At 71.0% G+C, this 22979-nt stretch carries 17 protein-coding genes; 12 read left to right on the forward strand and 5 right to left on the reverse strand.

All coding sequences use genetic code 11. The features are described 5' to 3' along the window. Positions 1-105: 105 nt before the first annotated feature. The 12 genes from rplJ (at position 106) to ACIHEI_RS14470 (ending at position 17484) form a co-directional block, all read left to right on the forward strand. The gene (gene rplJ / locus ACIHEI_RS14415) at positions 106-660 is read left to right on the forward strand and encodes a 50S ribosomal protein L10 (RefSeq protein WP_073807895.1); all 555 of its coding nucleotides are present in this window, start codon (positions 106-108) and stop codon (positions 658-660) included. Between the two features lie 84 nt (positions 661-744). Beyond that, positions 745-1125: a 50S ribosomal protein L7/L12 gene (gene rplL, locus ACIHEI_RS14420; protein WP_392949541.1), complete on the forward strand. Its 381-nt coding sequence runs from the start codon at positions 745-747 to the stop codon at positions 1123-1125. 618 nt (positions 1126-1743) lie between these two features. Further along, on the forward strand, positions 1744-5217 hold the full coding sequence (gene rpoB / locus ACIHEI_RS14425; protein ID WP_043914627.1) for a DNA-directed RNA polymerase subunit beta: 3474 nt from the start codon (positions 1744-1746) through the stop codon (positions 5215-5217). Between the two features lie 115 nt (positions 5218-5332). Further along, the gene (locus tag ACIHEI_RS14430) at positions 5333-9226 is read left to right on the forward strand and encodes a DNA-directed RNA polymerase subunit beta' (RefSeq protein WP_387644405.1); all 3894 of its coding nucleotides are present in this window, start codon (positions 5333-5335) and stop codon (positions 9224-9226) included. Positions 9227-9416: 190 nt separating this feature from the next. Continuing rightward, on the forward strand, positions 9417-10088 hold the full coding sequence (locus ACIHEI_RS14435; RefSeq protein WP_396606840.1) for a DUF4097 family beta strand repeat-containing protein: 672 nt from the start codon (positions 9417-9419) through the stop codon (positions 10086-10088). A 107-nt stretch (positions 10089-10195) separates the two neighbouring features. Beyond that, positions 10196-11647 carry a WGR domain-containing protein gene (locus ACIHEI_RS14440; protein WP_392949534.1) on the forward strand — a complete coding sequence of 484 codons (1452 nt, stop codon included), beginning with the start codon at positions 10196-10198 and terminating at the stop codon, positions 11645-11647. A 105-nt stretch (positions 11648-11752) separates the two neighbouring features. Next, positions 11753-12913, forward strand: coding sequence for a sensor histidine kinase (locus ACIHEI_RS14445; protein ID WP_396606841.1), 1161 nt, complete (start codon positions 11753-11755; stop codon positions 12911-12913). A 14-nt stretch (positions 12914-12927) separates the two neighbouring features. After that, positions 12928-13602 (forward strand): response regulator, encoded by a 675-nt coding sequence (locus tag ACIHEI_RS14450; RefSeq protein WP_396606842.1) that lies wholly within the window; start codon positions 12928-12930, stop codon positions 13600-13602. A gap of 274 nt (positions 13603-13876) precedes the next feature. Further along, complete coding sequence (locus ACIHEI_RS14455; protein WP_396606843.1) at positions 13877-14458, forward strand: hypothetical protein; 582 nt, start codon at positions 13877-13879, stop codon at positions 14456-14458. Continuing rightward, positions 14455-15204: an SIR2 family NAD-dependent protein deacylase gene (locus ACIHEI_RS14460; protein WP_396606844.1), complete on the forward strand. Its 750-nt coding sequence runs from the start codon at positions 14455-14457 to the stop codon at positions 15202-15204. The genes ACIHEI_RS14455 and ACIHEI_RS14460 overlap by 4 nt, the downstream gene beginning before the upstream one ends. A gap of 60 nt (positions 15205-15264) precedes the next feature. Then, a complete protein-coding gene (locus ACIHEI_RS14465) occupies positions 15265-16476 on the forward strand; it encodes a cytochrome P450 (RefSeq protein ID WP_396606845.1) in 1212 nt (403 codons plus the stop codon). A 33-nt stretch (positions 16477-16509) separates the two neighbouring features. Next, positions 16510-17484 carry an ADP-ribosylglycohydrolase family protein gene (locus ACIHEI_RS14470; protein ID WP_396606846.1) on the forward strand — a complete coding sequence of 325 codons (975 nt, stop codon included), beginning with the start codon at positions 16510-16512 and terminating at the stop codon, positions 17482-17484. A gap of 19 nt (positions 17485-17503) precedes the next feature. On the opposite strand, the gene ACIHEI_RS14475 is transcribed toward ACIHEI_RS14470, so the two are convergent. The 5 genes from ACIHEI_RS14475 to ACIHEI_RS14495 form a co-directional block, all read right to left on the reverse strand. Then, complete coding sequence (locus ACIHEI_RS14475; protein WP_396606847.1) at positions 17504-17788, reverse strand: hypothetical protein; 285 nt, start codon at positions 17786-17788, stop codon at positions 17504-17506. A gap of 47 nt (positions 17789-17835) precedes the next feature. Next, positions 17836-18558, reverse strand: a complete 723-nt coding sequence (locus tag ACIHEI_RS14480; RefSeq protein WP_392949514.1) for a VWA domain-containing protein — start codon at positions 18556-18558, stop codon at positions 17836-17838. 4 nt (positions 18559-18562) lie between these two features. Beyond that, positions 18563-19588: an ADP-ribosylglycohydrolase family protein gene (locus ACIHEI_RS14485; protein ID WP_392949511.1), complete on the reverse strand. Its 1026-nt coding sequence runs from the start codon at positions 19586-19588 to the stop codon at positions 18563-18565. A 37-nt stretch (positions 19589-19625) separates the two neighbouring features. Next, positions 19626-20924 (reverse strand): DUF2786 domain-containing protein, encoded by a 1299-nt coding sequence (locus ACIHEI_RS14490; protein ID WP_396606848.1) that lies wholly within the window; start codon positions 20922-20924, stop codon positions 19626-19628. Between the two features lie 74 nt (positions 20925-20998). Then, on the reverse strand, positions 20999-22963 hold the full coding sequence (locus tag ACIHEI_RS14495; RefSeq protein ID WP_396606849.1) for a serine/threonine-protein kinase: 1965 nt from the start codon (positions 22961-22963) through the stop codon (positions 20999-21001). Positions 22964-22979 lie beyond the last annotated feature (16 nt).

Genomic DNA, 22979 nt, shown 5'->3' on the forward strand with positions numbered 1-22979 from the left:
CCTGCGCGCCGGGGCTTTTTCGTTGTCCCGGGCGTCCGAGGCGTTGAATGGTCGACTTCTCGAAGGTCGGCCCGACTTCGACATCACGGAAGGAGGCGTAAGCCTATGGCCAGGCCCGACAAGGCTGCCGACGTCGCCGAGATCACGGACAAGTTCCGTGCTTCCAGCGCCGCCGTTCTGACCGAGTACCGCGGTCTCACGGTGAAGCAGCTCAAGACGCTGCGTCGCTCGCTCACCGGCAACGCCGATTACGCCGTGGTGAAGAACACGCTGACCAAGATCGCGGCCAATGAGGCCGGGATCTCCGAGCTGGACGACCTGTTCGCCGGCCCGACGGCTGTCGCCTTCGTCACCGGTGACCCGGTGGAGTCGGCGAAGGCTCTGCGTGACTTCGCCAAGGAGAACCCTGCTCTCATCATCAAGGGCGGTGTCCTTGACGGTAAGGCGCTGTCCGCCGATGAGATCAAGAAGCTCGCGGACCTCGAGTCCCGCGAGGTGCTGCTCGCCAAGCTGGCGGGTGCGATGAAGGCCAAGCCGTCCCAGGCTGCTGCGGTCTTCCAGGCGCTCCCGTCCAAGCTCGTTCGCACCGTGGAAGCGCTGCGCGAGAAGGTCGAGCAGGGCGGTGCCGGTACTCCGGCTCCCGCCGAGGACGCGGAGTAACTACTCCCCGTCCCAGCGGGCCCGCAAGTACGCCCGCCAATCCGTACATCCGGCACCTGCCGAATTAGTGGAAGGACGCCAATCATGGCGAAGCTCAGCACCGACGAACTGCTTGCCGAGTTCGAGGGCATGACCCTGATCGAGCTCTCCGAGTTCGTCAAGGCGTTCGAGGAGAAGTTCGACGTCACCGCCGCCGCCCCGGTCGCCGTTGCCGCCGCCGGTGGCCCGGTTGCCGCTGAGGCCGTCGAGGAGCAGGACGAGTTCGACGTCATCCTCGATGGTGCCGGCGACAAGAAGATCCAGGTCATCAAGGAGGTGCGCGCCCTGACCTCCCTCGGCCTGAAGGAGGCCAAGGACCTCGTTGACACCGCTGGTGCCAAGGTCCTGGAGAAGGTTGCCAAGGACGTCGCCGAGAAGGCGAAGGCTCAGCTCGAGGGCGCCGGCGCCAAGGTCACCGTCAAGTGACTTTCTCCTCTCTCTGAGAGGTGCTCTTCCGGCCGGGCCGGCCACCCTTCGGGGGGGCCGGCCCGGCCTGCTTTTTTTCCGCCCCGGCCCGACCCCGCCTCGGCCCCGGCCGGTTCGGCCCTCGGCGGACTCGGATCCTGTCGGTCCCCGGGGGTAGGGTGATCGCTGTCGTCACCGACCCCGTCACGGGCCGTGTGTAACGCCCGGAGTGGCTGTGACGATGGGCATTGCGAGGTCCGCACCCTGGTGGGGGCCTTGACGAACAGCACGCGGCGCGCGATTCTCGAGGCGCGTGCCCAAGCGGAACCGCCTCCGATGCATATTCGGCGGTGGCACTGGGAAGGTTCCCGGTGACGCAGGAGTGGGTGCGACGGCCCGGCCGGTGAGGGATCACTGCCCGGGTTGTCGGTTGTACGGGAGGAGCGTCCGATTCGGTCTCCGAATCAGGGCTTGCTAGCAGTGTCGCCATTGGCTACACTGTCCCTTTGCGCTGCCTGTTAGCTGCTCTGTGACTCGTCGCCCGGAGTGGCCCCTGTCCTGACCTGGGGTTTTCCGCCTCGGCCATGGCGCGGACGGTATGCGCGTAGTGAGCTCCGAGCCCTCGGAAGGACCCCCCTCTTGGCCGCGCCGCGCAACGCCTCGAACAATTCCGCATCCACCGCCCCGCTCCGCGTCTCGTTCGCGAAGATCAAGGAGCCCCTCGAGGTCCCCAACCTCCTCGCCCTGCAGACCGAGAGCTTTGACTGGCTGCTCGGCAATGCGGCCTGGAAGTCCCGGGTCGAGGCTGCCCTGGAGAGCGGTCAGGACGTCCCCACCAAGTCCGGTCTGGAGGAGATCTTCGAGGAGATCTCCCCGATCGAGGACTTCAGCGGGTCGATGTCCCTGACCTTCCGGGACCACCGTTTCGAGCCGCCGAAGAACTCCATCGACGAGTGCAAGGACCGCGACTTCACCTTCGCGGCCCCGCTCTTCGTCACTGCGGAGTTCACCAACAACGAGACCGGTGAGATCAAGTCCCAGACCGTGTTCATGGGCGACTTCCCGCTCATGACCAACAAGGGCACGTTCATCATCAACGGCACCGAGCGTGTCGTCGTGTCCCAGCTGGTGCGCTCCCCCGGTGTCTACTTCGACTCCACCCTGGACAAGGTGTCCGACAAGGACATCTTCTCCGCGAAGATCATCCCCTCCCGCGGTGCCTGGCTGGAGATGGAGATCGACAAGCGCGACATGGTCGGTGTCCGCATCGACCGCAAGCGCAAGCAGTCGGTCACCGTGCTGCTGAAGGCCCTCGGCTGGACCAATGAGATGATTCTCGAAGAGTTCGGCGAGTACGAGTCGATGCGCGCCACCCTGGAGAAGGACCACACCCAGGGCCAGGACGACGCGCTCCTCGACATCTACCGCAAGCTGCGCCCGGGCGAACCGCCCACGCGTGAGGCCGCGCAGACGCTGCTGGAGAACCTGTACTTCAACCCGAAGCGCTACGACCTGGCGAAGGTCGGCCGCTACAAGGTGAACCGCAAGCTCGGCAACGCCGAGTCGCTGGACTCCGGTGTGCTCACCGAGCCCGACATCATCAACACGATCAAGTACCTGGTCAAGCTGCACGCCGGCGAGACCGAGTGGCGTGATGACGAGGGCCGCGACATTGTCATCGAGGTCGACGACATCGACCACTTCGGCAACCGTCGCCTGCGCAACGTCGGCGAGCTGATCCAGAACCAGGTCCGCACCGGCCTCGCCCGCATGGAGCGAGTGGTCCGCGAGCGCATGACCACCCAGGACGTCGAGGCGATCACGCCGCAGACCCTGATCAACATCCGGCCGGTCGTCGCCTCCATCAAGGAGTTCTTCGGCACCAGCCAGCTGTCGCAGTTCATGGACCAGACGAACCCGCTGTCGGGCCTGACCCACAAGCGTCGTCTGTCCGCGCTCGGCCCCGGTGGTCTGTCCCGTGAGCGGGCCGGCTTCGAGGTCCGTGACGTGCACCCCTCGCACTACGGCCGCATGTGTCCGATCGAGACCCCCGAAGGCCCGAACATCGGTCTGATCGGCTCGCTGGCCTCGTACGGCCGGGTCAACGCGTTCGGTTTCATCGAGACCCCGTACCGCAAGGTCGTCGACGGTGTCGTCACCGAGGCCGTGGACTACCTGACCGCCGACGAGGAGGACCGCTTCGTCATCGCGCAGGCCAACGCCCCGCTGACCGCGGAGCTGACCTTCGCCGAGCCGCGTGTCCTGGTCCGCCGCCGTGGCGGCGAGATCGACTACATCCCCGGCACCGAGATCGACTACATGGACGTCTCGCCGCGCCAGATGGTGTCGGTCGCGACCGCCATGATCCCCTTCCTCGAGCACGACGACGCCAACCGCGCGCTGATGGGCTCGAACATGATGCGCCAGGCCGTCCCGCTGCTCCGCAGCGAGGCGCCGCTGGTCGGCACCGGCATGGAGTACCGCTGCGCCGTCGACGCCGCGGACGTCATCACCGCCGACAAGGCCGGTGTGGTGCAGGAGGTCTCGGCCGACTACGTCACCGTGGCCAACGACGACGGCACGTACAACACGTACCGCGCCGCCAAGTTCACCCGCTCCAACCAGGGCACCGCCTTCAACCAGAAGGTGCTCGTGGACGAGGGCGCCCGGGTGGAGGCCGGCCAGGTGCTGGCCGACGGCCCGTGCACCGACGAGGGCGAGATGGCCCTCGGCAAGAACCTCCTCGTGGCGTTCATGTCGTGGGAAGGCCACAACTACGAGGACGCGATCATCCTGTCGCAGCGCCTCGTCCAGGACGACGTCCTCTCCTCGATCCACATCGAGGAGCACGAGGTCGACGCCCGTGACACCAAGCTGGGCCCCGAGGAGATCACCCGGGACATCCCGAACGTCTCCGAGGAGGTCCTCGCCGACCTCGACGAGCGCGGCATCATCCGGATCGGCGCCGACGTCGTCACCGGCGACATCCTGGTCGGCAAGGTCACCCCGAAGGGTGAGACCGAGCTGACCCCGGAGGAGCGCCTGCTCCGCGCGATCTTCGGTGAGAAGGCCCGTGAGGTCCGCGACACCTCGCTGAAGGTGCCGCACGGTGAGTCCGGCAAGGTCATCGGCGTCCGCGTCTTCGACCGCGAGGAGGGCGACGAGCTTCCCCCCGGCGTGAACCAGCTGGTCCGCGTCTACGTCGCCCAGAAGCGCAAGATCACCAACGGTGACAAGCTCGCCGGCCGTCACGGCAACAAGGGTGTTATCTCCAAGATCCTGCCGGTCGAGGACATGCCGTTCCTGGAGGACGGCACCCCGGTCGACATCATCCTGAACCCGCTGGGTGTTCCGTCCCGAATGAACCCGGGACAGGTCCTGGAGATTCACCTCGGCTGGCTCGCCAAGCAGGGCTGGGACGTCTCCGGCCTCGCCGACGAGTGGGCCAAGCGCCTGCAGGCGATCGGCGCGGACACCGTCGAGGGTGGCACCAACCTCGCCACCCCGGTGTTCGACGGCGCCCGCGAGGACGAGATCACCGGCCTGCTGGACAACACCACCCTCACCCGTGACGGTGAGCGCCTGGTGAACTCCACCGGCAAGGCCCGGCTGTTCGACGGCCGCTCCGGCGAGCCGTTCCCGATGCCGGTCTCGGTCGGCTACATGTACATCCTCAAGCTGCACCACCTGGTCGACGACAAGCTGCACGCCCGTTCGACCGGTCCGTACTCGATGATCACCCAGCAGCCGCTCGGTGGTAAGGCGCAGTTCGGTGGTCAGCGCTTCGGTGAGATGGAGGTGTGGGCCCTTGAGGCATACGGCGCCGCGTACGCGCTGCAGGAACTGCTCACCATCAAGTCCGACGACGTCCTCGGCCGTGTGAAGGTCTACGAGGCCATCGTCAAGGGCGAGAACATCCCCGAGCCCGGCATTCCCGAGTCCTTCAAGGTCCTCATCAAGGAAATGCAGTCGCTCTGCCTCAACGTGGAGGTGCTGTCCTCGGACGGCCAGTCCATCGAGATGCGGGACAGCGACGAGGACGTGTTCCGCGCCGCCGAGGAGCTCGGCATTGACCTGTCCCGGCGCGAGCCGAGCAGCGTCGAAGAGGTCTGACGGAGGTCGGGCCGGCCGGCTGCTTCTAAATCGACGCAGCCCGGTCGGCCCGCCCCCAGGCCCCCCTCAGACCAACAGACAGACTCTCGAATCACGAAAGAGGGCTTGACGACCAGTGCTTGACGTCAACTTCTTCGACGAGCTCCGCATCGGACTGGCCACCGCCGACGACATCCGCCAGTGGTCGCACGGCGAGGTGAAGAAGCCGGAGACCATCAACTACCGCACGCTGAAGCCGGAAAAGGACGGCCTTTTCTGCGAGAAGATCTTCGGTCCCACCCGGGACTGGGAGTGCTACTGCGGTAAGTACAAGCGCGTCCGCTTCAAGGGCATCATCTGTGAGCGCTGCGGCGTCGAGGTGACCCGCGCCAAGGTGCGCCGTGAGCGGATGGGCCACATCGAGCTGGCCGCCCCGGTCACCCACATCTGGTACTTCAAGGGTGTCCCGTCGCGTCTGGGCTACCTGCTCGACCTCGCGCCGAAGGACCTCGAGAAGGTCATCTACTTCGCCGCCTACATGATCACCTGGGTGGACGACGAGCGCCGTCAGCGCGACCTCCCCTCCCTGGAGGCGCACGTCTCGGTCGAGCGCCAGCAGATCGAGAACCGCCGTGACTCCGACCTGGAGGCCCGGGCCAAGAAGGCCGAGTCCGACCTGGCCGAGCTGGAGGCCGAGGGCGCCAAGGCCGACGTCCGCCGCAAGGTGCGTGAGGGCGCCGAGCGCGAGATGAAGCAGCTCCGCGACCGCACCCAGCGCGAGATCGACCGCCTGGACGAGGTGTGGGCCCGCTTCAAGAACCTCAAGGTCCAGGACCTCGAGGGCGACGAGCTGCTCTACCGCGAGCTGCGCGACCGCTTCGGCACCTACTTCTCCGGCTCGATGGGCGCGGCGGCCCTCAAGGACCGCCTCGAGTCCTTCGACCTGGGCGAGGAGGCCGAGCGCCTCCGCGAGATCATCCGTACCGGCAAGGGCCAGAAGAAGACCCGTGCGCTCAAGCGCCTCAAGGTCGTCTCCGCCTTCCTGCAGACCAGCAACAAGCCCAAGGGCATGGTTCTGGACTGCGTCCCGGTGATCCCGCCGGACCTGCGTCCGATGGTCCAGCTCGACGGTGGCCGCTTCGCCACCTCCGACCTGAACGACCTGTACCGCCGCGTCATCAACCGCAACAACCGCCTGAAGCGGCTTCTCGACCTCGGCGCGCCCGAGATCATCGTGAACAACGAGAAGCGCATGCTGCAGGAGGCCGTCGACGCGCTGTTCGACAACGGCCGTCGTGGCCGTCCGGTCACCGGTCCGGGCAACCGCCCGCTGAAGTCCCTCAGCGACATGCTGAAGGGCAAGCAGGGTCGTTTCCGTCAGAACCTGCTCGGCAAGCGAGTCGACTACTCGGCCCGTTCGGTCATCGTCGTCGGCCCGCAGCTCAAGCTGCACCAGTGCGGTCTGCCGAAGGCCATGGCGCTGGAGCTCTTCAAGCCGTTCGTGATGAAGCGCCTGGTCGACCTGAACCACGCGCAGAACATCAAGTCGGCCAAGCGCATGGTCGAGCGCGCCCGCCCCGTGGTGTGGGACGTCCTCGAAGAGGTCATCGCCGAGCACCCGGTTCTGCTGAACCGTGCGCCCACCCTGCACCGCCTCGGCATCCAGGCCTTCGAGCCGCAGCTGGTCGAGGGCAAGGCCATCCAGATCCACCCGCTCGTCTGCACCGCGTTCAACGCGGACTTCGACGGTGACCAGATGGCCGTGCACCTGCCGCTGTCCGCGGAGGCGCAGGCCGAGGCCCGCATCCTGATGCTGTCCTCGAACAACATCCTGAAGCCGGCCGACGGTCGCCCCGTCACCATGCCGACCCAGGACATGGTGCTGGGCCTGTTCTTCCTCACCTCGGACCGCGAGGAGGTCAAGGGCAAGGGCCGTTCCTTCTCCTCGACCGCCGAGGCGATCATGGCCTTCGACGCCCGCGAGCTGGACGTCCAGGCCACCATCGACCTGCGCATGGCCGCCGGCACCGTCCCGCCGCGCGGCTGGACCCCGCCGGTGGACGAGGACGGGCAGCCGACCTGGCACGAGGGTGAGCCGTTCCGGATCACCACCACGCTGGGCCGGGCGCTCTTCAACGAGCTGCTGCCCGAGGACTACCCGTTCGTCGACTACGAGATCGGCAAGAAGCAGCTCTCGGCGATCGTCAACGACCTCGCCGAGCGTTACCCGAAGGTCGTCGTCGCCGCGGCGCTCGACAACCTGAAGGCGGCCGGCTTCCACTGGTCGACCCGTTCCGGTGTCACCGTCTCGATCTCGGACGTCATCGTCCCGCCGAGCAAGCCCGCCATCCTGGAGGGCTACGAGGCGCAGGCGGAGAAGGTCCAGCGCCAGTACGAGCGCGGTCTGATCACGGACAACGAGCGCAAGTCCGAGCTCATCGGCATCTGGACCCGCGCGACCAACGAGGTCGCCGACGCGATGGCCGCGAACTTCCCGAAGACGAACCCCATCTTCATGATGGTCGACTCGGGTGCTCGAGGAAACATGATGCAGATGCGTCAGATCGCCGGTATGCGTGGTCTGGTGTCGAACGCGAAGAACGAGACCATCGCGCGTCCCATCAAGGCCTCGTTCCGTGAGGGCCTGTCCGTGCTGGAGTACTTCATCTCCACCCACGGTGCCCGTAAGGGTCTGGCCGACACCGCGCTGCGTACCGCCGACTCGGGTTACCTGACCCGTCGTCTGGTGGACGTCTCGCAGGACGTGATCATCCGCGAGGAGGACTGCGGCACCGAGCGCGGCCTCAAGCTGGAGATCGGCCAGGTCGGCGCGGACGGTGTGCTGCGCAAGGCCGACGACGTCGAGACCAGCGTGTACGCCCGCATGCTCGCCGAGGACATCACTGTCGACGGCAAGCTGATCGCGACCGCCAACACCGACCTCGGCGACGTCCTGATGGACGAGCTGATCCGGCACGGCGTCAGCGCGGTCAAGGTCCGCTCGATCCTGACCTGTGAGTCGGCGGTCGGCACCTGTGCCTTCTGCTACGGCCGCTCGCTGGCCACCGGCAAGCTGGTCGACATCGGTGAGGCGGTCGGCATCATCGCCGCCCAGTCCATCGGTGAGCCCGGTACCCAGCTGACCATGCGTACCTTCCACACCGGTGGTGTGGCCGGTGACGACATCACCCAGGGTCTGCCGCGTGTCGTCGAGCTCTTCGAGGCGCGTACCCCGAAGGGTGTCGCCCCGATCTCGGAGGCGCAGGGTCGGGTCCGCATCGAGGACACCGAGAAGACCCGCAAGGTCGTCGTCACGCCGGACGACGGCACGGACGAGATCGCCTACCCGGTCTCCAAGCGCGTCAAGCTGCTCGTCAGCGAGGGCGAGGCGGTCGAGGTCGGCCAGAAGCTGACCGTCGGTGCCACCAACCCGCACGACGTGCTGCGGATCATGGGCCAGCGTGCCGTCCAGATCCACCTGGTCGCCGAAGTCCAGAAGGTCTACAACTCGCAGGGTGTGTCGATCCACGACAAGCACATCGAGATCATCATCCGGCAGATGCTCCGCCGCGTGACGATCATCGAGTCGGGCGACGCCGAGCTGCTGCCGGGCGAGCTGGTCGAGCGCGGCCGCTTCGAGCAGGAGAACCGCCGCGTGGTGTCCGAGGGCGGCCACCCCGCCTCCGGCCGTCCGCAGCTGATGGGTATCACCAAGGCCTCGCTGGCCACCGAGTCCTGGCTGTCGGCCGCCTCCTTCCAGGAGACGACCCGGGTGCTGACCGACGCGGCGATCCACGCCAAGTCGGACCCGCTGCTGGGCCTCAAGGAGAACGTCATCCTCGGTAAGCTCATCCCGGCCGGTACGGGTCTGCCCCGCTACCGCAACATCCGGGTCGAGCCGACCGAAGAGGCCAAGGCCGCGATGTACTCGGCCGTCGGCTACGACGACTACGACCTGTCGCCGTTCGGCGCGGGCTCCGGTCAGGCCGTCCCGCTGGACGACTACGACTACGGTCCGTACACCGGCTGATCCTTCGGCTGATCTTTCGGTTGAACCGCAGGGCGGTCACCCCACTCGGGGTGGCCGCCCTGCGGCGTTCCCGGCCCCGCGTTTCACCTAGGGGATCCCCCTGGGGACGGAGGCGGCCGAACCACTCCGTGGAGGGAGGCGCCGGGGCCCCGGGGGACGGGAGACTTGGGGAAGTCGAAAGGAGGCCGCGGTGAAGCGGATCATGGGGGCGGCGGCGGTCGTGGGACTGCTGGTGGTCGGGGCGGTGGGCTGCGGGCCGTGGGGCGATCAGCAGCGCAAGACGGTGTCGTACGAGGTGCCCGGTCAGGTCAACGAGCTGGTGGTCGACGGGACCAGTGGCGGGATCGACGTGAAGGTCGACGACGGGCCGGTGCGGGTGGTGGAGAAGCGCGCCTGGAAGGACGAGGAGCCGCAGGGCACTCACGAGCTCAAGGACGGGGTGCTGAAGCTCACCTACTCCTGCAGCAGCTGCGGGATCGGCTACGAGGTGCACGTGCCGGCCGGGACGAAGCTGACGCTCAAGCAGACCAGCGGCGGCATCCAGCTGCACGACGTGGCGGGCGACGTGGACGCCAAGGTGAGCTCCGGCGGGATCGACGCCTTCGGGCTGAAGTCCAAGAACGTGAAGATGTCCGTGGAGTCCGGCGGCGTGAACGCCCGGTTCGCCGAGGCGCCGGCCCGGGCGGAGATGACCACCGAGTCCGGCGGCGTGCAGGTGAAGGTGCCGTCGGGGGAGCAGTACCAGGTGGACGCGCGCGCCGACAGCGGCGGCACCGAGGTGAAGGTGCCCTCGACCCCCGGCGCGCCGCACGTCCTGATCGCCCGCGCCGACAGCGGCGGTGTGCAGGTGTACAACAGCTGACCGGCCGTCGGGGCTGTCGGTGGCAGGGCCTAGATTGAGGTGTGTCGGCAGGTGGCGAGGGCCCCGCCGGCACCCCCCGAACTCTGTGCCCGAAAGGGGCGTCGGCCATGTCTGCCACCGTTTCCGCAGACCCGCAGGTGACCTACCTGGAACTCTCCGAGGACCAGGGCAGTGCCCACAAGTTCTACGAAGTCACCGTCGTGGGCGCCGAGTTGACGATCCGCTACGGCCGGATCGGCGAGCCGGGAACGACCAAGACCACGGTATGCCCGAGCCCGGAGAAGGCCGCCGCCACGGCCGCCAAGAAGATCGGCGAGAAGGTCCGCAAGGGCTACGCGCCGGCCGTCCAGGGCGTGCGCCAGCGCCGGGCGGTGACCCGCCGGGAGATCACCTCGACCCGCTCCACCGCCCGCCAGGCGCCGCTGCTGTGGCGCTTCCGCTCCGGCTCGCCCGCGTTCGGGGTGTACGTCGGCGAGGACCACGCCTGGGTCGGCAACGAGAGCGGCGACGTCTACACGCTGACCCGGGACGGTGAGGTCACCGGCCGGTTCGGCCTCCCCGACGGCGTCAAGTGCATCGTCGCCGACGACTGGTGGATCTACGCGGGCTGCGACGACGGCAAGGTGTACGACCTGGGCGGCAAGGTGCCGCGGGTGGCGTACGAGATCGCCCAGGACGTCGACATCTACTGGCTGGACATCCACGACGGCGTGCTCGGCGTCGCCGACGCGCGCGGCGGGCTGACCACCGTCGACCACGAGGACGAGTTCCAGTGGCGGCGGAAGGCCGACGGCAGCGCCGGCTGGATGGTGCGCTGCGACGCCGACTCCGTCTACCACGGCTACTCGGCGGGCGTCAGCCGGTACGCGAAGCGCGGCGGCGACCAGCAGTGGCACACCCGCACCAAGGGCCAGGTGCTGTTCGGCTGGCAGGAACGGGACGAGGTGTTCGCCGGTACCTCGCAGGGCTGGGTGCACCGGCTGCGCAAGTCCGACGGCGCCGAGGTCACCGCGTACAAGTGCGACGCCGCGGTGTTCTCCTGCGCGGCCTCCCCGGACGGCGAGTACGTGTTCGCCGGCGACAACCACTCGTCGGTGTACTGCTTCGCTGCCGACGGCACCCGGCTGTGGAAGCTCGGCACCGGCTGCGGCTCCGCGTACAGCATGCAGTACCGCGACGGGCGGCTGTACGTCGTCACCACCGACGGCTCGCTGGCCTGCCTGGACGCCTCGCCGGGCGCCGTGCAGGCCGCCGAGCAGGGCACCCTGCCGGCCACCGCCGAGGTCACCGGCCGCGGCTTCGCCCGGGTCGAGTCGTCCGCGGTGCTGGAGACCGTCAGCGTCACCGCGGCGGCCGGCAGCGGCATCGAGGTGGAGTGCGTCGCCGACGGCAGCCGGCTGCGGGTGCGGGTGGTGTCGCCCGGCTTCGACCCGTCCTGGCGGGTGCAGTTCCCCAAGGACGTCCGCGTCGCCGGGGCGCGCTACCTGGTGGCGGAGGTGCGGGAGTCCGCGTCCGGCGGGTTCTACCGGGCGCGCGGAGAGATCAAGCGGCTGCTGTGACGCCCGGTCATTGACGCATCGTCAAGGGCGCTCCCGGTCGGGGGCGCCCTTCGGCGTTCCCTGGGGAGGGGCGGCGGCCGTCCGACGATGCGAGAGGATGCGCGAATGGGGAAGTGGACGGAAGGCCTGCTGGCCTGGGGGAGGGCCCGGCCGTGGGCGGTGGACCTGCCGCTGGTCGCGCTGGCGGTCTGGGTCTCGGTCATGGGCGTGTGGACCGACCCGGAAGGTGCGGGCGGGAAGTGGTGGGCGTACGCGCTGGCGCTCGCCGGGTCGGTGCCGCTGTGGTGGCGGCGCCGGTGGCCGTGGGCGGTGCTGCTGATCTGCTCGCTGCCCACCATGGCGCTGTCCGTGCTGGCGCACTTCGCGATGCCGCAGATCCAGGTCGCCATGGCGGTCGCCATCTACACCGCCGCCGACCGCGGCAAGGACTGGCAGCGCGCCGTGCTGCTGGCCGTCCTGGTGATCGGCAACGTGATCGGCACCCACTCCTTCGGCGGCGCGCTGTTCAGCCTGGTGGTGTCCGTCGGCAGCTTCGTGGTCGGCTCGCTGGTGCGCGAGCTGCGCCGACTGGCCGGCGTCGAGGCCGAACGCGCCCGGCAGGCCGGGCTGCGCGCCGCCAGCGACGCCGCCCGGGCCGTCGCCGAGGAACGCGGCCGGATCGCCCGCGAGATGCACGACATCCTCGCCCACGCCGTCTCCCTGATGGTCGTCCAGGCCGAAGCCGGCCCACTGGTCGTGCGCAGCAACCCCGACCGGGCGATCCGCGCCTTCGACGCCATCGCCGACTCCGGACGCGACGCGATGGTCCAGCTCCGGCGCGTACTCGGCGTACTCAAGGAGGACGGGGCGGTGCCCGCGCTCGCCCCGCAGCCCCGGCTGGCCGAACTCGCGGGGGTCCTCGACCGCGTCCGCGAATCGGGCGTCGACGTCGACGCCCGCATCGAGGAGGCCGGGCCCGCGGAGGTGCAGGCCGCGGCCTACCGGATCGTCCAGGAGGCCCTCACCAACGTGGTCAAGCACGCCGGGGCGGGCCGGGTCGTGGTGCGGGTCGCCGTTCGGGACGGTGCCGATCTGACCGTTTCGGTCGCCGACGACGGGAGGGGGCCATCCGTTTCGGTCGGGGCCGGGATCGACGGGCGCTCCGGCGGACGCGGTCTGCTCTCCATCCGGGAACGCGCCGCCGCCTGCGGCGGCAGCGTCGAAACCGGCCCCCGGCCCGACGGCCCGGGCTACCTGGTGGCCGCCGTGCTGCCGCTCAACGCCTGAGAGAGGAAGTTCAGTTGCCCATACGAGTGGTGATCGCCGACGACCAGGAACTGGTCCGCGCCGGATTCGGCATGATCCTCGACGCCCAACCCGACATCGAGGTCGTCGCCGAAGCCGGCGACGGACAGCAGGCGATAGAGGCTGTGCGCAGCTTTGATCCCGACGTGCTGCTGCTCGACGTCCGGATGCCGGTGATGGACGGGCTGGAGGCGGCGCGCCGGGTCTGTGCCGAGTTCCCCCGCTGCAAAGTGATCATGCTGACCACCTTCGACGTCGATGACTACGTGTTCGACGCGCTGTACGCAGGGGCGAGCGGCTTCCTGCTCAAGGATGTCCGCCGCGACGACCTCGCCCACGCCGTCCGGGTCGTCAACTCCGGCGAGGCCCTGCTCGCGCCGTCCGTCACCCGGCGGGTCATCGGCGAGGTCACCGCGCGGAAGGCGGGCGGGGCGCTGGCCGTCTCGCGGCCGCTGGGTCTGCTCCTGGGCACCCTCACCGCCCGGGAGCTGGAGACTCTGCGGCTGGTGGCGCGGGGGATGTCGAACGCCGAGATCGCGGCGGAGCTGGTGGTGAGCGAGCACACGGTCAAGACGCACGTGAGCAACCTGCTGCAGAAGCTGGGGCTGCGGGACCGGGTGCATGCGGTGGTGTTCGCGTACGAGGCGGGGGCGGTGACGGCGGGGGAGTAGAGGGCGCGAACGCGGGCGGGCGCGAGAACAGGGGCGCGGGGAACTGCGCGACAAGCGCACACCACGTCCGCAAGGTCGCGATCACGTGCAGGTCATTGTCCTGCGTCGCGATCTTGCGGTTGGGTGCCTTCCGCTTCGCGCAGTTCCCCGCGCCCCTGGTGGCTCATCCTCGCGAGGGATGCGGACCTTTCACCGTCGCGGGGGAGTTGCGCCGCAGGCTCTCCCGGCAGGGTTGGGGGTGTCGAAAAGGGCACTCTCGCAAAGGGGTTGGGCAATGGTTACGGGGCGTCGGGCGCTGGGATGGTCGGCGGGGCTGCTCGCGGTGTACGGGGCGGTGCGGTTGGTGCCGGGGTCGCGGGGGGTGGGGGCGGGCTGGACGGTCGGGCACCTCGCGCTGTTCGCGGGGATGGTGCTGATGGGTCTCGGCATGGTGGAGCTGTGGCGGCTCGGTGGTGAACGGGGGGTCTGGGGCCGGGTCTGGCTGGGGGCGGGTCTGGCGGGGGTGATGGCCGGGCTGGCGCAGAGCGGCATCGACCTGTACGCGAACGCGGTCTCCGCGGACCACGCGGCGCGTTCGGACCTGTTCGAGCGGGTGCAGTCGGTGCCGGGGGTGATGCCGCTGGTGTACACGGTGGTGCCGATGATGCTGTACGTGGGGCTGCTGGCGCTGCTGGTGCGGCTGACGGTGCGCGGGGTGGTGCGCTGGTGGAGCCCGGTGCTGGTGCTGGTGGGCACGGTGTTGATGGGGGCGTCGCTGGACTTCATGCCGGTCGGTGCGGCGTTGTACCTGGTGGCGTTCTGGCCGGTGATAACGGGTGGTCAGAACCGGCTGCGGGCCGTACCGTCCGGGGCATGAGCGAGAAGCGTCCGATGGTGGCGGTGTTGACGGGGGCGGGGATCTCCACGGACTCGGGGATTCCCGACTACCGCGGCCCGCAGGGGCTCTGGCAGCGCGATCCGAGCGCGCAGGAGATGGTGACGATCGGCCCGTACCTGGCGAGCACGGAGGTGCGCCGCCGGTCCTGGCTGATGCGGCGGGACGCCGGCGCGATCGGTGCCGAGCCGAACGCCGGGCACCGGGCGCTGGCGGACCTGGAACGGGCGGGCGTGCCGATGCGGGTGCTGACGCAGAACGTGGACGGCCTGCACCAGGCGGCCGGGCTGCCCGCCCGGAAAGTGATCGAGCTGCACGGCACCGCCACCGAGGTGCAGTGCGCCAGGTGCCGGGTGGTCGGTCCGATGGCGGCGGCGCTGGAGCGGGTCGCGGCGGGGGAGGACGACCCGGCGTGCGAGCAGTGCGGCGGGGTGCTGCGTCCGCGCACCGTGATGTTCGGCGAGGCCCTGGACGAGCGGGTGCTGGCGCAGGCGGACGCGGTCGCCAAGGCGTGCCAGGTCTTCCTGGCGGTGGGCAGTTCGCTGCAGGTGATGCCGGCGGCGCTGCTGCCGCGGATCGCGCTGGAGCGCGGCGCGAAGCTGATCGTCGTCAACGGCGAGCCCACGGCGTACGACGAGGCCGCGCACGAGGTGATCCGCGAGCCGATCTCGGAGGCGCTGCCGAAGCTGGTCCGGCGGCTGGTGAACGGCGACCTGGCCCGGGCCTGAGCACAAACCCGCAGGTCGGACGGCATACGATGGCGATCTGACGAGCAGGGAGACAACTCCATGGCGCTTGATGCCTTCGACCCGTGGTCGGCCGAGTTCGTGGCCCACCCGTACCCGGCGTACGCGGTGCTGCGCGAGCAGTCGCCGGTCGTCCACTACGAACCGAGCGACCAGTGGCTGGTGTCCCGGTACGCGGACGTCAACGCGCTGCTGCGGGACCGGCGGCTGGGACGCACCTACACGCACCGGTTCAGCCACGAGGAGTTCGGGCAGAGCGCGCCGAACCCCGCGCACGAGCCGTTCCACACCCTCAACGACTTCGGCCTGCTCGACCTGGAGGGCCCCGACCACACCCGGATCCGGCGGCTGGTGGCCAAGGCGTTCACCCCGCGCATGGTGGAGTCGCTGCGCCCGACCGTGCGGCGGCTGGCCGGCGAACTGGTCGACGGGCTGCTCGCCGACGGCGGCGGCGACCTGATCGCGAAGGTCGCCGAGCCGCTGCCGGTCGCCGTGATCGCCGAGATGCTGGGCGTCCCCGAGGCGGACCGGCACCTGCTGCGGCCCTGGTCGGCCGACATCACCGGCATGTTCGAGCTCAACCCGAGCGAGGACACCGCCCGCCGGGCGGTCACCGCCAGCCTCGAATTCTCCGCCTACCTGCGGGAGTTGATCCGCCGCCGGCGCGAGGAACCCGGCACCGACCTGATCAGCGCGCTGGCCCAGGCCGTCGAGGACGGGCAGGTGCTCAGCGAGCAGGAGATGATCTCCACCTGCGTGCTGCTGCTGAACGCCGGCCACGAGGCGACCGTCAACACCACCGGCAACGGCTGGTGGGCGCTGCTCCGCAACCCCGGCGAACTCGCCCGGCTGCGCGGCGCGGTGGACGAACTGCTGCCCACCGCGATCGAAGAACTGATGCGGTACGACACCCCGCTGCAGATGTTCGAACGCTGGGTGCTGGAGGACATCGAGGTCGGCGGCGTGCGGATCCCGCGCGGCTCCGAGGTGGCGCTGCTGTTCGGCTCCGCCAACCGCGACCCCGAGCGGTTCACCGACCCCGACCGGCTCGACCTCGGCCGCACCGACAACCCGCACATCACCTTCGGCGCCGGAATTCACTTCTGTCTCGGCGCGCCCCTTGCCAGACTTGAACTCACCGAGTCCTACGGCGCACTGCTCCGCAAGGCCCCCGGGCTGACGCTGGTGCGCGAACCCGAGTGGAACCCCGGCTACGTGATCCGCGGACTCAAGGAACTGCTGGTCGAGGTCTGAGAGGGGCATGCCGTGGGGCGGGCGACAGGAGCGATGCTGGGGCTGGCGATCGGCGACGCCATCGGCAAGCGCACCGAGTTCCTGAACCTGGACGAGATCGGGCTGCTCAGCCCCGACTGGCGGCAGCTCCCGCTGCCGAAGAAGGCCCAGGTCACCGACGACACCCAGATGACACTGGCACTCGCCCGCGCCCTGCGCACCGGCCTCGCCGAGGGCCCGCTCGTCCCGCTGCGCCTCGAACTGCCGCTGCGCGAGGAGTTCGTGGACTGGTGGCGCTCCCCGGACAACAACCGGGCCCCCGGCATGACCTGCCTGCGGTCCTGCTTCCGGCTCTCCACCGGCCGGCCCTGGCAGGACGCGTCCGACATCGGCTCCAAGGGCTGCGGCGCGAACATGCGGGTCGCCCCGCTCGGCCTGGTCCGCGAGCTGACCGACCGGCAGGTCTCCGGCGCCTCCCAGCTCCAGTCCGGCCTCACCCACGGCCACCCGACCGCGCTGGCCGCCAGCGAACTCACCGCGTTCACCGTCCGCTGGCTCGCCCAGGGCACCCACCCCTCCGAACTCCCCGCCTGGCTGCGCGCCCACGCCCACCAACAACGCACCCACTACGACGAGTTCTGGCTCGGCGACCTCGCCTCCCGGGGCCACTTCGGCTCTCCGCAGGAGTTCATCGCCCGCGGCTGGGACGAGTGCCTCCTCGCCCTCGACCGCCTCGACGCCGCCCTCGCCGCCGGCGAGCTGGACGCCGACCCCTGCGAGCGGACGGGCGGGGGCTGGGTCGCCGAGGAAGCGTTCGCCACCGCCCTGCTCTGCTTCCTGCTGCTCCCCGACGACCCCGTCGCCGCCGTCCGCCGCGCCGCCGTCTCCTCCGGCGACTCCGACTCCCTGGCCTGCCTGGCCGGCGCCTTCGCCGGCGCCCGGTACGGCGAGGGCGCGTGGCCGCAGGAGTGGGTGGAGCGGATCGAGTACCGCAAGGAGCTGCTCGCGTTCGGTGCGCTCTGGGACTGACGCGAGAGCGAACGTCCCGCTACGTCAGGAGCCCGCGCGAGCGGAGGTCCGCCGCCACCGTCGCGACCAGTGCCCGGAACGCGGGGACCGGGGCGGCCTGCGCCTCGGGGGAGCCGAGCGAGCCGGCCGGGATGAAGGCGACGTGGCAGCGCTGGCAGAGGTCTGCGGTGCTCCACCCGGCGACCCGCGAGGGGAAGACCTGCGAGTACTCGTGGAAGTCCTGGCGGAACCGCCGCCGGTCGCGGGCGCGCTTGATCGCCAGCGCGACGGAGGCGACCATGAGCGGCTCGCCGAGCAGGCTCACACGTCCCCCCGACGTCGGTGATGCAGGCCGATCATGGCACAGGGCGGTCAGCCGCCGTCCAGGGTTCCGGCAGCGCGGGCCGCGGTGAGCCACTCCGGGAAGCCGGTCAGCAGGTGGTCGTACAGGTCGGCGTCGGTGTGGGCGCGCGGGTCCTGGCCGGCGGGGAAGAAGCCGGCGTTGTCGACCGGGCGGCGGGCGGGGACGGGGAGTTCGTCGAGGCGGCGGAGGAAGGCGAACTCCTGGTCGGCGGGGTCGCCGAAGCCCACGAACTGCCAGTAGATCGGGAGTTCGGCGGCCAGGCAGAGCATGTCCCGGGCGGCCGCCCGGGAGGTGGGGCCGCCGTCGGTCTGGAACACCACCAGGGCCGGGTCGGTGGCGCCGGAGAGCTGGTAGTGGCGGATCACCGCCTTCATCGCCAGGTGGTAGTTGGTCCGGCCCATGTGCCCCAGCGCGGAGTGCAGGCGGCCGATCCGGTTCAGGTGGTCGTCGAGGGAGATCTCGGCGATGCCGTCCACCCCGGTGGAGAAGAAGACCACCGGCACCCGGCCGTCGTCGTCGAGGTGCGCCGAGAGCGCCAGCACCTGCTCGGCGAAGTGCTGGACGGCCCCGGACCGGTAGTGGGGCCGCATCGAGCCGGAGCGGTCGAGCACCAGGTAGACGGCGGCCCGGGCGTGCTGGAGCCCGCGCTTGGTCAGGCTCACCCGCGCGGACTTGTACAGGTCGATCAGGCCGGGCGCGGTGGCCGACACCTTCTCCAGACTCAGGCCCACCGGGTCACCCGACCGGCAGCGGGTAGCGGTCGGCGAGCGCCGCCCGGTCGCCGCGGGCGTGGGACACCAGGTCGTCGGCCACCTGCAGGAGGACGTCCCGGCCCTCGACGATCGCGCACCAGTCGGCGGGCAGCGCGGACAGGCCGTACATCGCGCCGACCAGGTTGCCGCAGACCGCGCCGGTGGAGTCGCTGTCGCCGGAGTGGTTGACCGCCAGCACCAGCGCCTCGCGGGCGTCGGCACCGACCAGCGCCGCGTACACCGCGACGGCCAGGCACTCCTCGGCGATCCAGCCCAGGCCGACCCGCTCCACCGACTCCGGCGAACCCGGGCCCTCGTCGGCCACCCGCACCGCCCGGCGCAGCGCCTCGGTGGTCTCCGCGTTGGTCGGCATCGCCACCAGCCTCGCCAGCGTCGAGGCCACCGCCGCCCGCAGCGGCACCCCGGCCGACACCCGTTCGATCAGCGCGGCGAACGCACCGGCCGCCAGATACCCCGTCGGGTGACCGTGTGTCAGCTGCGCGGCCAGCGCGGCCTGCCGGAACGCCTCGTCCGCACCCAGGCCGGCCAGTCCGAACGGCGCCGAGCGCATCACCGTGCCGCAGCCCTTCGAGCCCGGGTTCACCGGGCCCTCCTGGCCGAACGGGACGGCCTCCGTGTAGTCCAGCACCACGCCCGTCATGCAGGCGTTGCCCGGCGCGCGGGACGCGTACAGGAACTCCTGCCCGGCCAGCCAGCCGTCCGGGAAACGCTCGGGGCCCGGCAGCCGCTGGGTCTGGAACCAGCGCCGGTACGCGGCGTGCAGGTCCTCGCGGCGGCCGCCACGCAGCAGGCCCTCCGCGGTGAACAGGGTCATCTGAGTGTCGTCGGTGACCTGGCCGCCGCGGTCGGCGTCCGCCAGGTCGGTCAGGCCGGCCTCGCCGTGCCGCTGCCGGATGGTGTCCAGCCGCAGGAACTCGATCGGCCACCCCAGCGCGTCGCCCAGCGCACCGCCGACCAGCGAGCCGCGCACCCGCTCCGAGAACTCCATCCGCAATCCCCCCTCGTTGAGCTGCGCCGACGCCCTGTCAGCGCTCGATCCGTCCCGAACCCCGGTGCAGCGTGGCCCGGTCGGCGGCGGCCCGGCCCTCGACCCAGCCCTCTCCGTCACTCACCCGCACCCGCTGAGACACCAGCTTCGGGAACATCCTGCCCACCGCATCGTCCACGGCCTCCGCCCGGGCCGCCAGTACCGGCAGCAGCCCGCCGTCCGGGGCCGGCACCGGCAGCGAACCGCCGTCGTCCTCGACACCGCCCGGCTCGCCCGGTTCGGTGGGGCGCCCGGCCGCCGCGTCCTCGGTGGCCCGCTCGGTCGCCTCCGCCAGCCGCTCCCGGATCCGCGCAGCGTACGCCACCAGGAACGACTGCCGGAACGCCTTCGTCCGGGCCGCGCCGTCCTTGTGCTTGCGGCTGCCCGCCCGCTGCATCGCCGAAGTCGCCTGCACCAGCAGCGAGGTGTACAGCAGCTCGACGCAGTCCAGGTCGGCGTCGAACCCGATCACCGTGCAGAACCCGAACTCCTTCGCCCACACCACCCGGCACCGGTTCGCCGCCGCCACCGCGTCCAGCAGCATCGTCTTCGGGCCCTCGTACGGGTTGTCCACGCCGATCCGCAGCGCCGCCGGTTCGTCCGCCGACGGCCCGCCCGCCGACAGCAGCGCCTCGTCGATCGAGTGACGCGCCATCAACTCCTGGGCCTTCGCGGTCAGCGCCTCCGCCTCGTCCGGGAACTCCGTCGACTCGGCCTTCGCCAGCAGCGCCCGGATCCGCCCCAGCATCCGCGGCTCCCCGCTGCGCGGCGCGCTCACCCGCGGCGCGGACTGCCCCGGCGCCGGGCCCACCGGCTGGACGGGCGGCAACAGCGCCCATGTCCGCAGCAGCTCCAGCACCGCCGTGGCCAGCGCGAACCGGTCCAGCCGGTGCCGGTCCGCGAACGCCTGCAGGTACGCCTCGTCGGACGGCCACCAGGGCTCCGCCTCCAACTCCCGCAGCTGCTCCCGCCACCGGCGGTCCAGCGCGGCGGCGGGGTGCCGGCGGCCCTCCGCGGCGATCAGGTCCACCGCCAGGGCGACCTGCACCGGGCCCAGCTCGCGCCGCGCCACCCGCACCAGGTCGGCCGGCCGCCAGCCCGCCGCCCAGCACCGGCCCACCGCCCGGTCCGCGAAGCCCAGCAGCGCCCGGCTCACCAGCGGCCACCGGTCCGCGGACGCCGCCAGCAGCGAGGCCGCGCCGTCCACCACGAACTCCAACCCGTCCGCCGGCGCGCCCGTCACCCGGCCCACCGCCTCCGCCAGCAGCTCGTCCACGGGCTGATCGGTGCTGGTCACGGCGGTCCTGCTTCCTGGGGGCGCGGGGGAGGGGCGCTCCCCATGATGCCGGAGCGCGCCGACCGGCGAGTCCGTCAGCCGGCCAGGGCCTCCCAGCCGCGGGCGATCTGCCGCTGCGCCGGGGTGCCGTCGGCGGTGAGCAGCGCCAGCAGCGCCGCCCCGTCGGCGGGGCGGTCGGCGAGGTCCTTGGCGAGGGCGCGCTCGACGGCGTCGGCCAGCGCCGGGTCGAGCGCGCGGACGGCGGCGATCCCGGCCGGGGACGGGGCCTCATTGACGATCCGGTGGTACACGGCGTACTGGTTGGCGGTGGCGAACGGGCTCTCGCCGTACGCCGCGCAGACCAGGCAGCAGGCCCACGCCCAGACGTCCGCCGCCGGGCCGACCGGGCCCTCGGCCAGCTGCTCCGGGGCCATGAAGACGGGCGTGCCCACCATGCCGCCGGTCCGGGTCAGCCGGGTGTGGTCGGCCATCAGCGAGATGCCGAAGTCCAGCAGCTTGGGGCCGTCGCTGGTCATCATGATGTTGGACGGCTTCAGGTCGCGGTGCACCAGACCGCCGCGGTGCAGGGCGTCCAGCGCGACGGCCAGCGCCACCGCGAGCGCGCGCAGCGCGGCCGGGTCGGCGAGGGTGCCGCGCTCGCGCAGCAGGGACTGCAGGGGGCGGCCGTCGAGCAGCTCCATGGCGATGAACGGGGTGCCGCCGGCGACGCCGGTGTCCAGTACCCGCGCGGTGTGCGCGGCGGGCGCCTGGGCCAGCACCTTCGCCTCGTTCTCGAACCGGCGGTGCAGTTCCTCGTCGTGCTCGGTGTCGGCGTGCAGGGTCTTCAGCGCGACCTGGGTGGCGGAGCCCTGACGTCGCGCCAGGTAGACGGTGCCGAACCCGCCGGAGCCGATCAGCCCGAGCAGCCGGTACGCGCCGATCGCGGTGGGCGCCCCGTTCGGCAGCGGCTTGGCGTCGACGGTCGGCAGCCCGTCCCGGTCGCGCACCGTGCTGCCCAGCACCGTCGGCGTGGCCGCGGCGGCGGGGGAGCCGCTCACCGTGGGCTCGGCCGCGAACCGGGCCGCCGCCTCGGCCTGTTCGGCGTCCCGGGCGGCCCGCAGCGCCTCGGACTCGGCGACCACCGCCCGGGCGATCTCGGCGTCCCGGGCGGCGACCTCCGCCTCGGTCTGCGCGGCGGCGGCCCGCGCGGCGGCCTCCCGCTCGCGGCGGGTGCGCTGCGCCGCGCGGGTCTCGCGGATCGACTGCAGGCGGGCGGAGGCGGCCGCACCGAGCGTGTCGACGGTGTCCCGGACCGCCCCGGCCGGCGCCTCGGCGGACGCGGCGACACCCGTCAGCGGCGGCGCGGCGGCGGCCATCGGCAGCAGGTTCAGCCGGCGGGTGGCGTACAGCGAGCACAGCTGCCACGCCACCAGCGCGATCAGCGCGCCGTTCGGCAGCACCAGCGGCATCAGCAGGAACTGGGCGGCGAGCACCGGCACCAGGTAGCGGCGCAGCCAGGAGTGCTCCCAGGTGCCGGACGGCATCCGGGTGCACAGCACCAGGAACCGGGTGCGGGCCCACAGCAGCTGCCACAGCGCGGTCAGCACGAGGCCGGTCAGGGCCGCGCCGAGCCCGCCGTCGCCGCCGAACAGCGCCGGCAGCGCGCGTGCCGCCAGCCACGGCGGGGTGTTGCGCACCGCCTCCTGGTCGGCGGCGTCCGGCCCCTCGAAGTGGTGGTGCATGGCGATCCACATCAGCACGGTGAGCGCGCCGCCGATCAGCACCGGCAGCACGAGCTCCACCGCGGAGGCGATCCACTGTGGCGGGTACGCGGTGGACAGCGCCCGCAGTTCGGACCGGCGGCGGGAGGCGTCCCCGGCCAGCAGGGTGCGGATCTGGGCCCGCCGCGCACGGCTCAACAGCCGGGCCCGGTAGCCGTGCTGACTGCGGCCGAGGGTGAAGACGGTGATCAGCCGCAGCACCAGCAGCATGACGAGCACCGGCAGCACGGTGTTCGTCCAGAACGGACTGTCCGTCCATCCGTACTGCGTGCTGTGCATGCTGCCCCCTCTCCCC

The organism is Kitasatospora sp. NPDC051984, from assembly GCF_044593455.1.
In the GTDB taxonomy this organism is placed as follows: domain Bacteria; phylum Actinomycetota; class Actinomycetes; order Streptomycetales; family Streptomycetaceae; genus Kitasatospora.

What these genes read in the sequence shown, in the direction of transcription:
- ACIHEI_RS14465 (WP_396606845.1), top strand. Translation starts at nt 15,265, where the DNA reads ATGGCGCTTGATGCCTTCGACCCGTGGTCGGCCGAGTTCGTGGCCCAC.
- ACIHEI_RS14445 (WP_396606841.1), top strand. Translation starts at nt 11,753, where the DNA reads ATGGGGAAGTGGACGGAAGGCCTGCTGGCCTGGGGGAGGGCCCGGCCG.
- rplL (WP_392949541.1), top strand. Translation starts at nt 745, where the DNA reads ATGGCGAAGCTCAGCACCGACGAACTGCTTGCCGAGTTCGAGGGCATG.
- ACIHEI_RS14495 (WP_396606849.1), bottom strand. Translation starts at nt 22,963, where the DNA reads ATGCACAGCACGCAGTACGGATGGACGGACAGTCCGTTCTGGACGAAC.
- ACIHEI_RS14455 (WP_396606843.1), top strand. Translation starts at nt 13,877, where the DNA reads ATGGTTACGGGGCGTCGGGCGCTGGGATGGTCGGCGGGGCTGCTCGCG.
- ACIHEI_RS14485 (WP_392949511.1), bottom strand. Translation starts at nt 19,588, where the DNA reads ATGGAGTTCTCGGAGCGGGTGCGCGGCTCGCTGGTCGGCGGTGCGCTG.
- ACIHEI_RS14440 (WP_392949534.1), top strand. Translation starts at nt 10,196, where the DNA reads ATGTCTGCCACCGTTTCCGCAGACCCGCAGGTGACCTACCTGGAACTC.
- ACIHEI_RS14460 (WP_396606844.1), top strand. Translation starts at nt 14,455, where the DNA reads ATGAGCGAGAAGCGTCCGATGGTGGCGGTGTTGACGGGGGCGGGGATC.
- ACIHEI_RS14470 (WP_396606846.1), top strand. Translation starts at nt 16,510, where the DNA reads ATGCTGGGGCTGGCGATCGGCGACGCCATCGGCAAGCGCACCGAGTTC.
- rplJ (WP_073807895.1), top strand. Translation starts at nt 106, where the DNA reads ATGGCCAGGCCCGACAAGGCTGCCGACGTCGCCGAGATCACGGACAAG.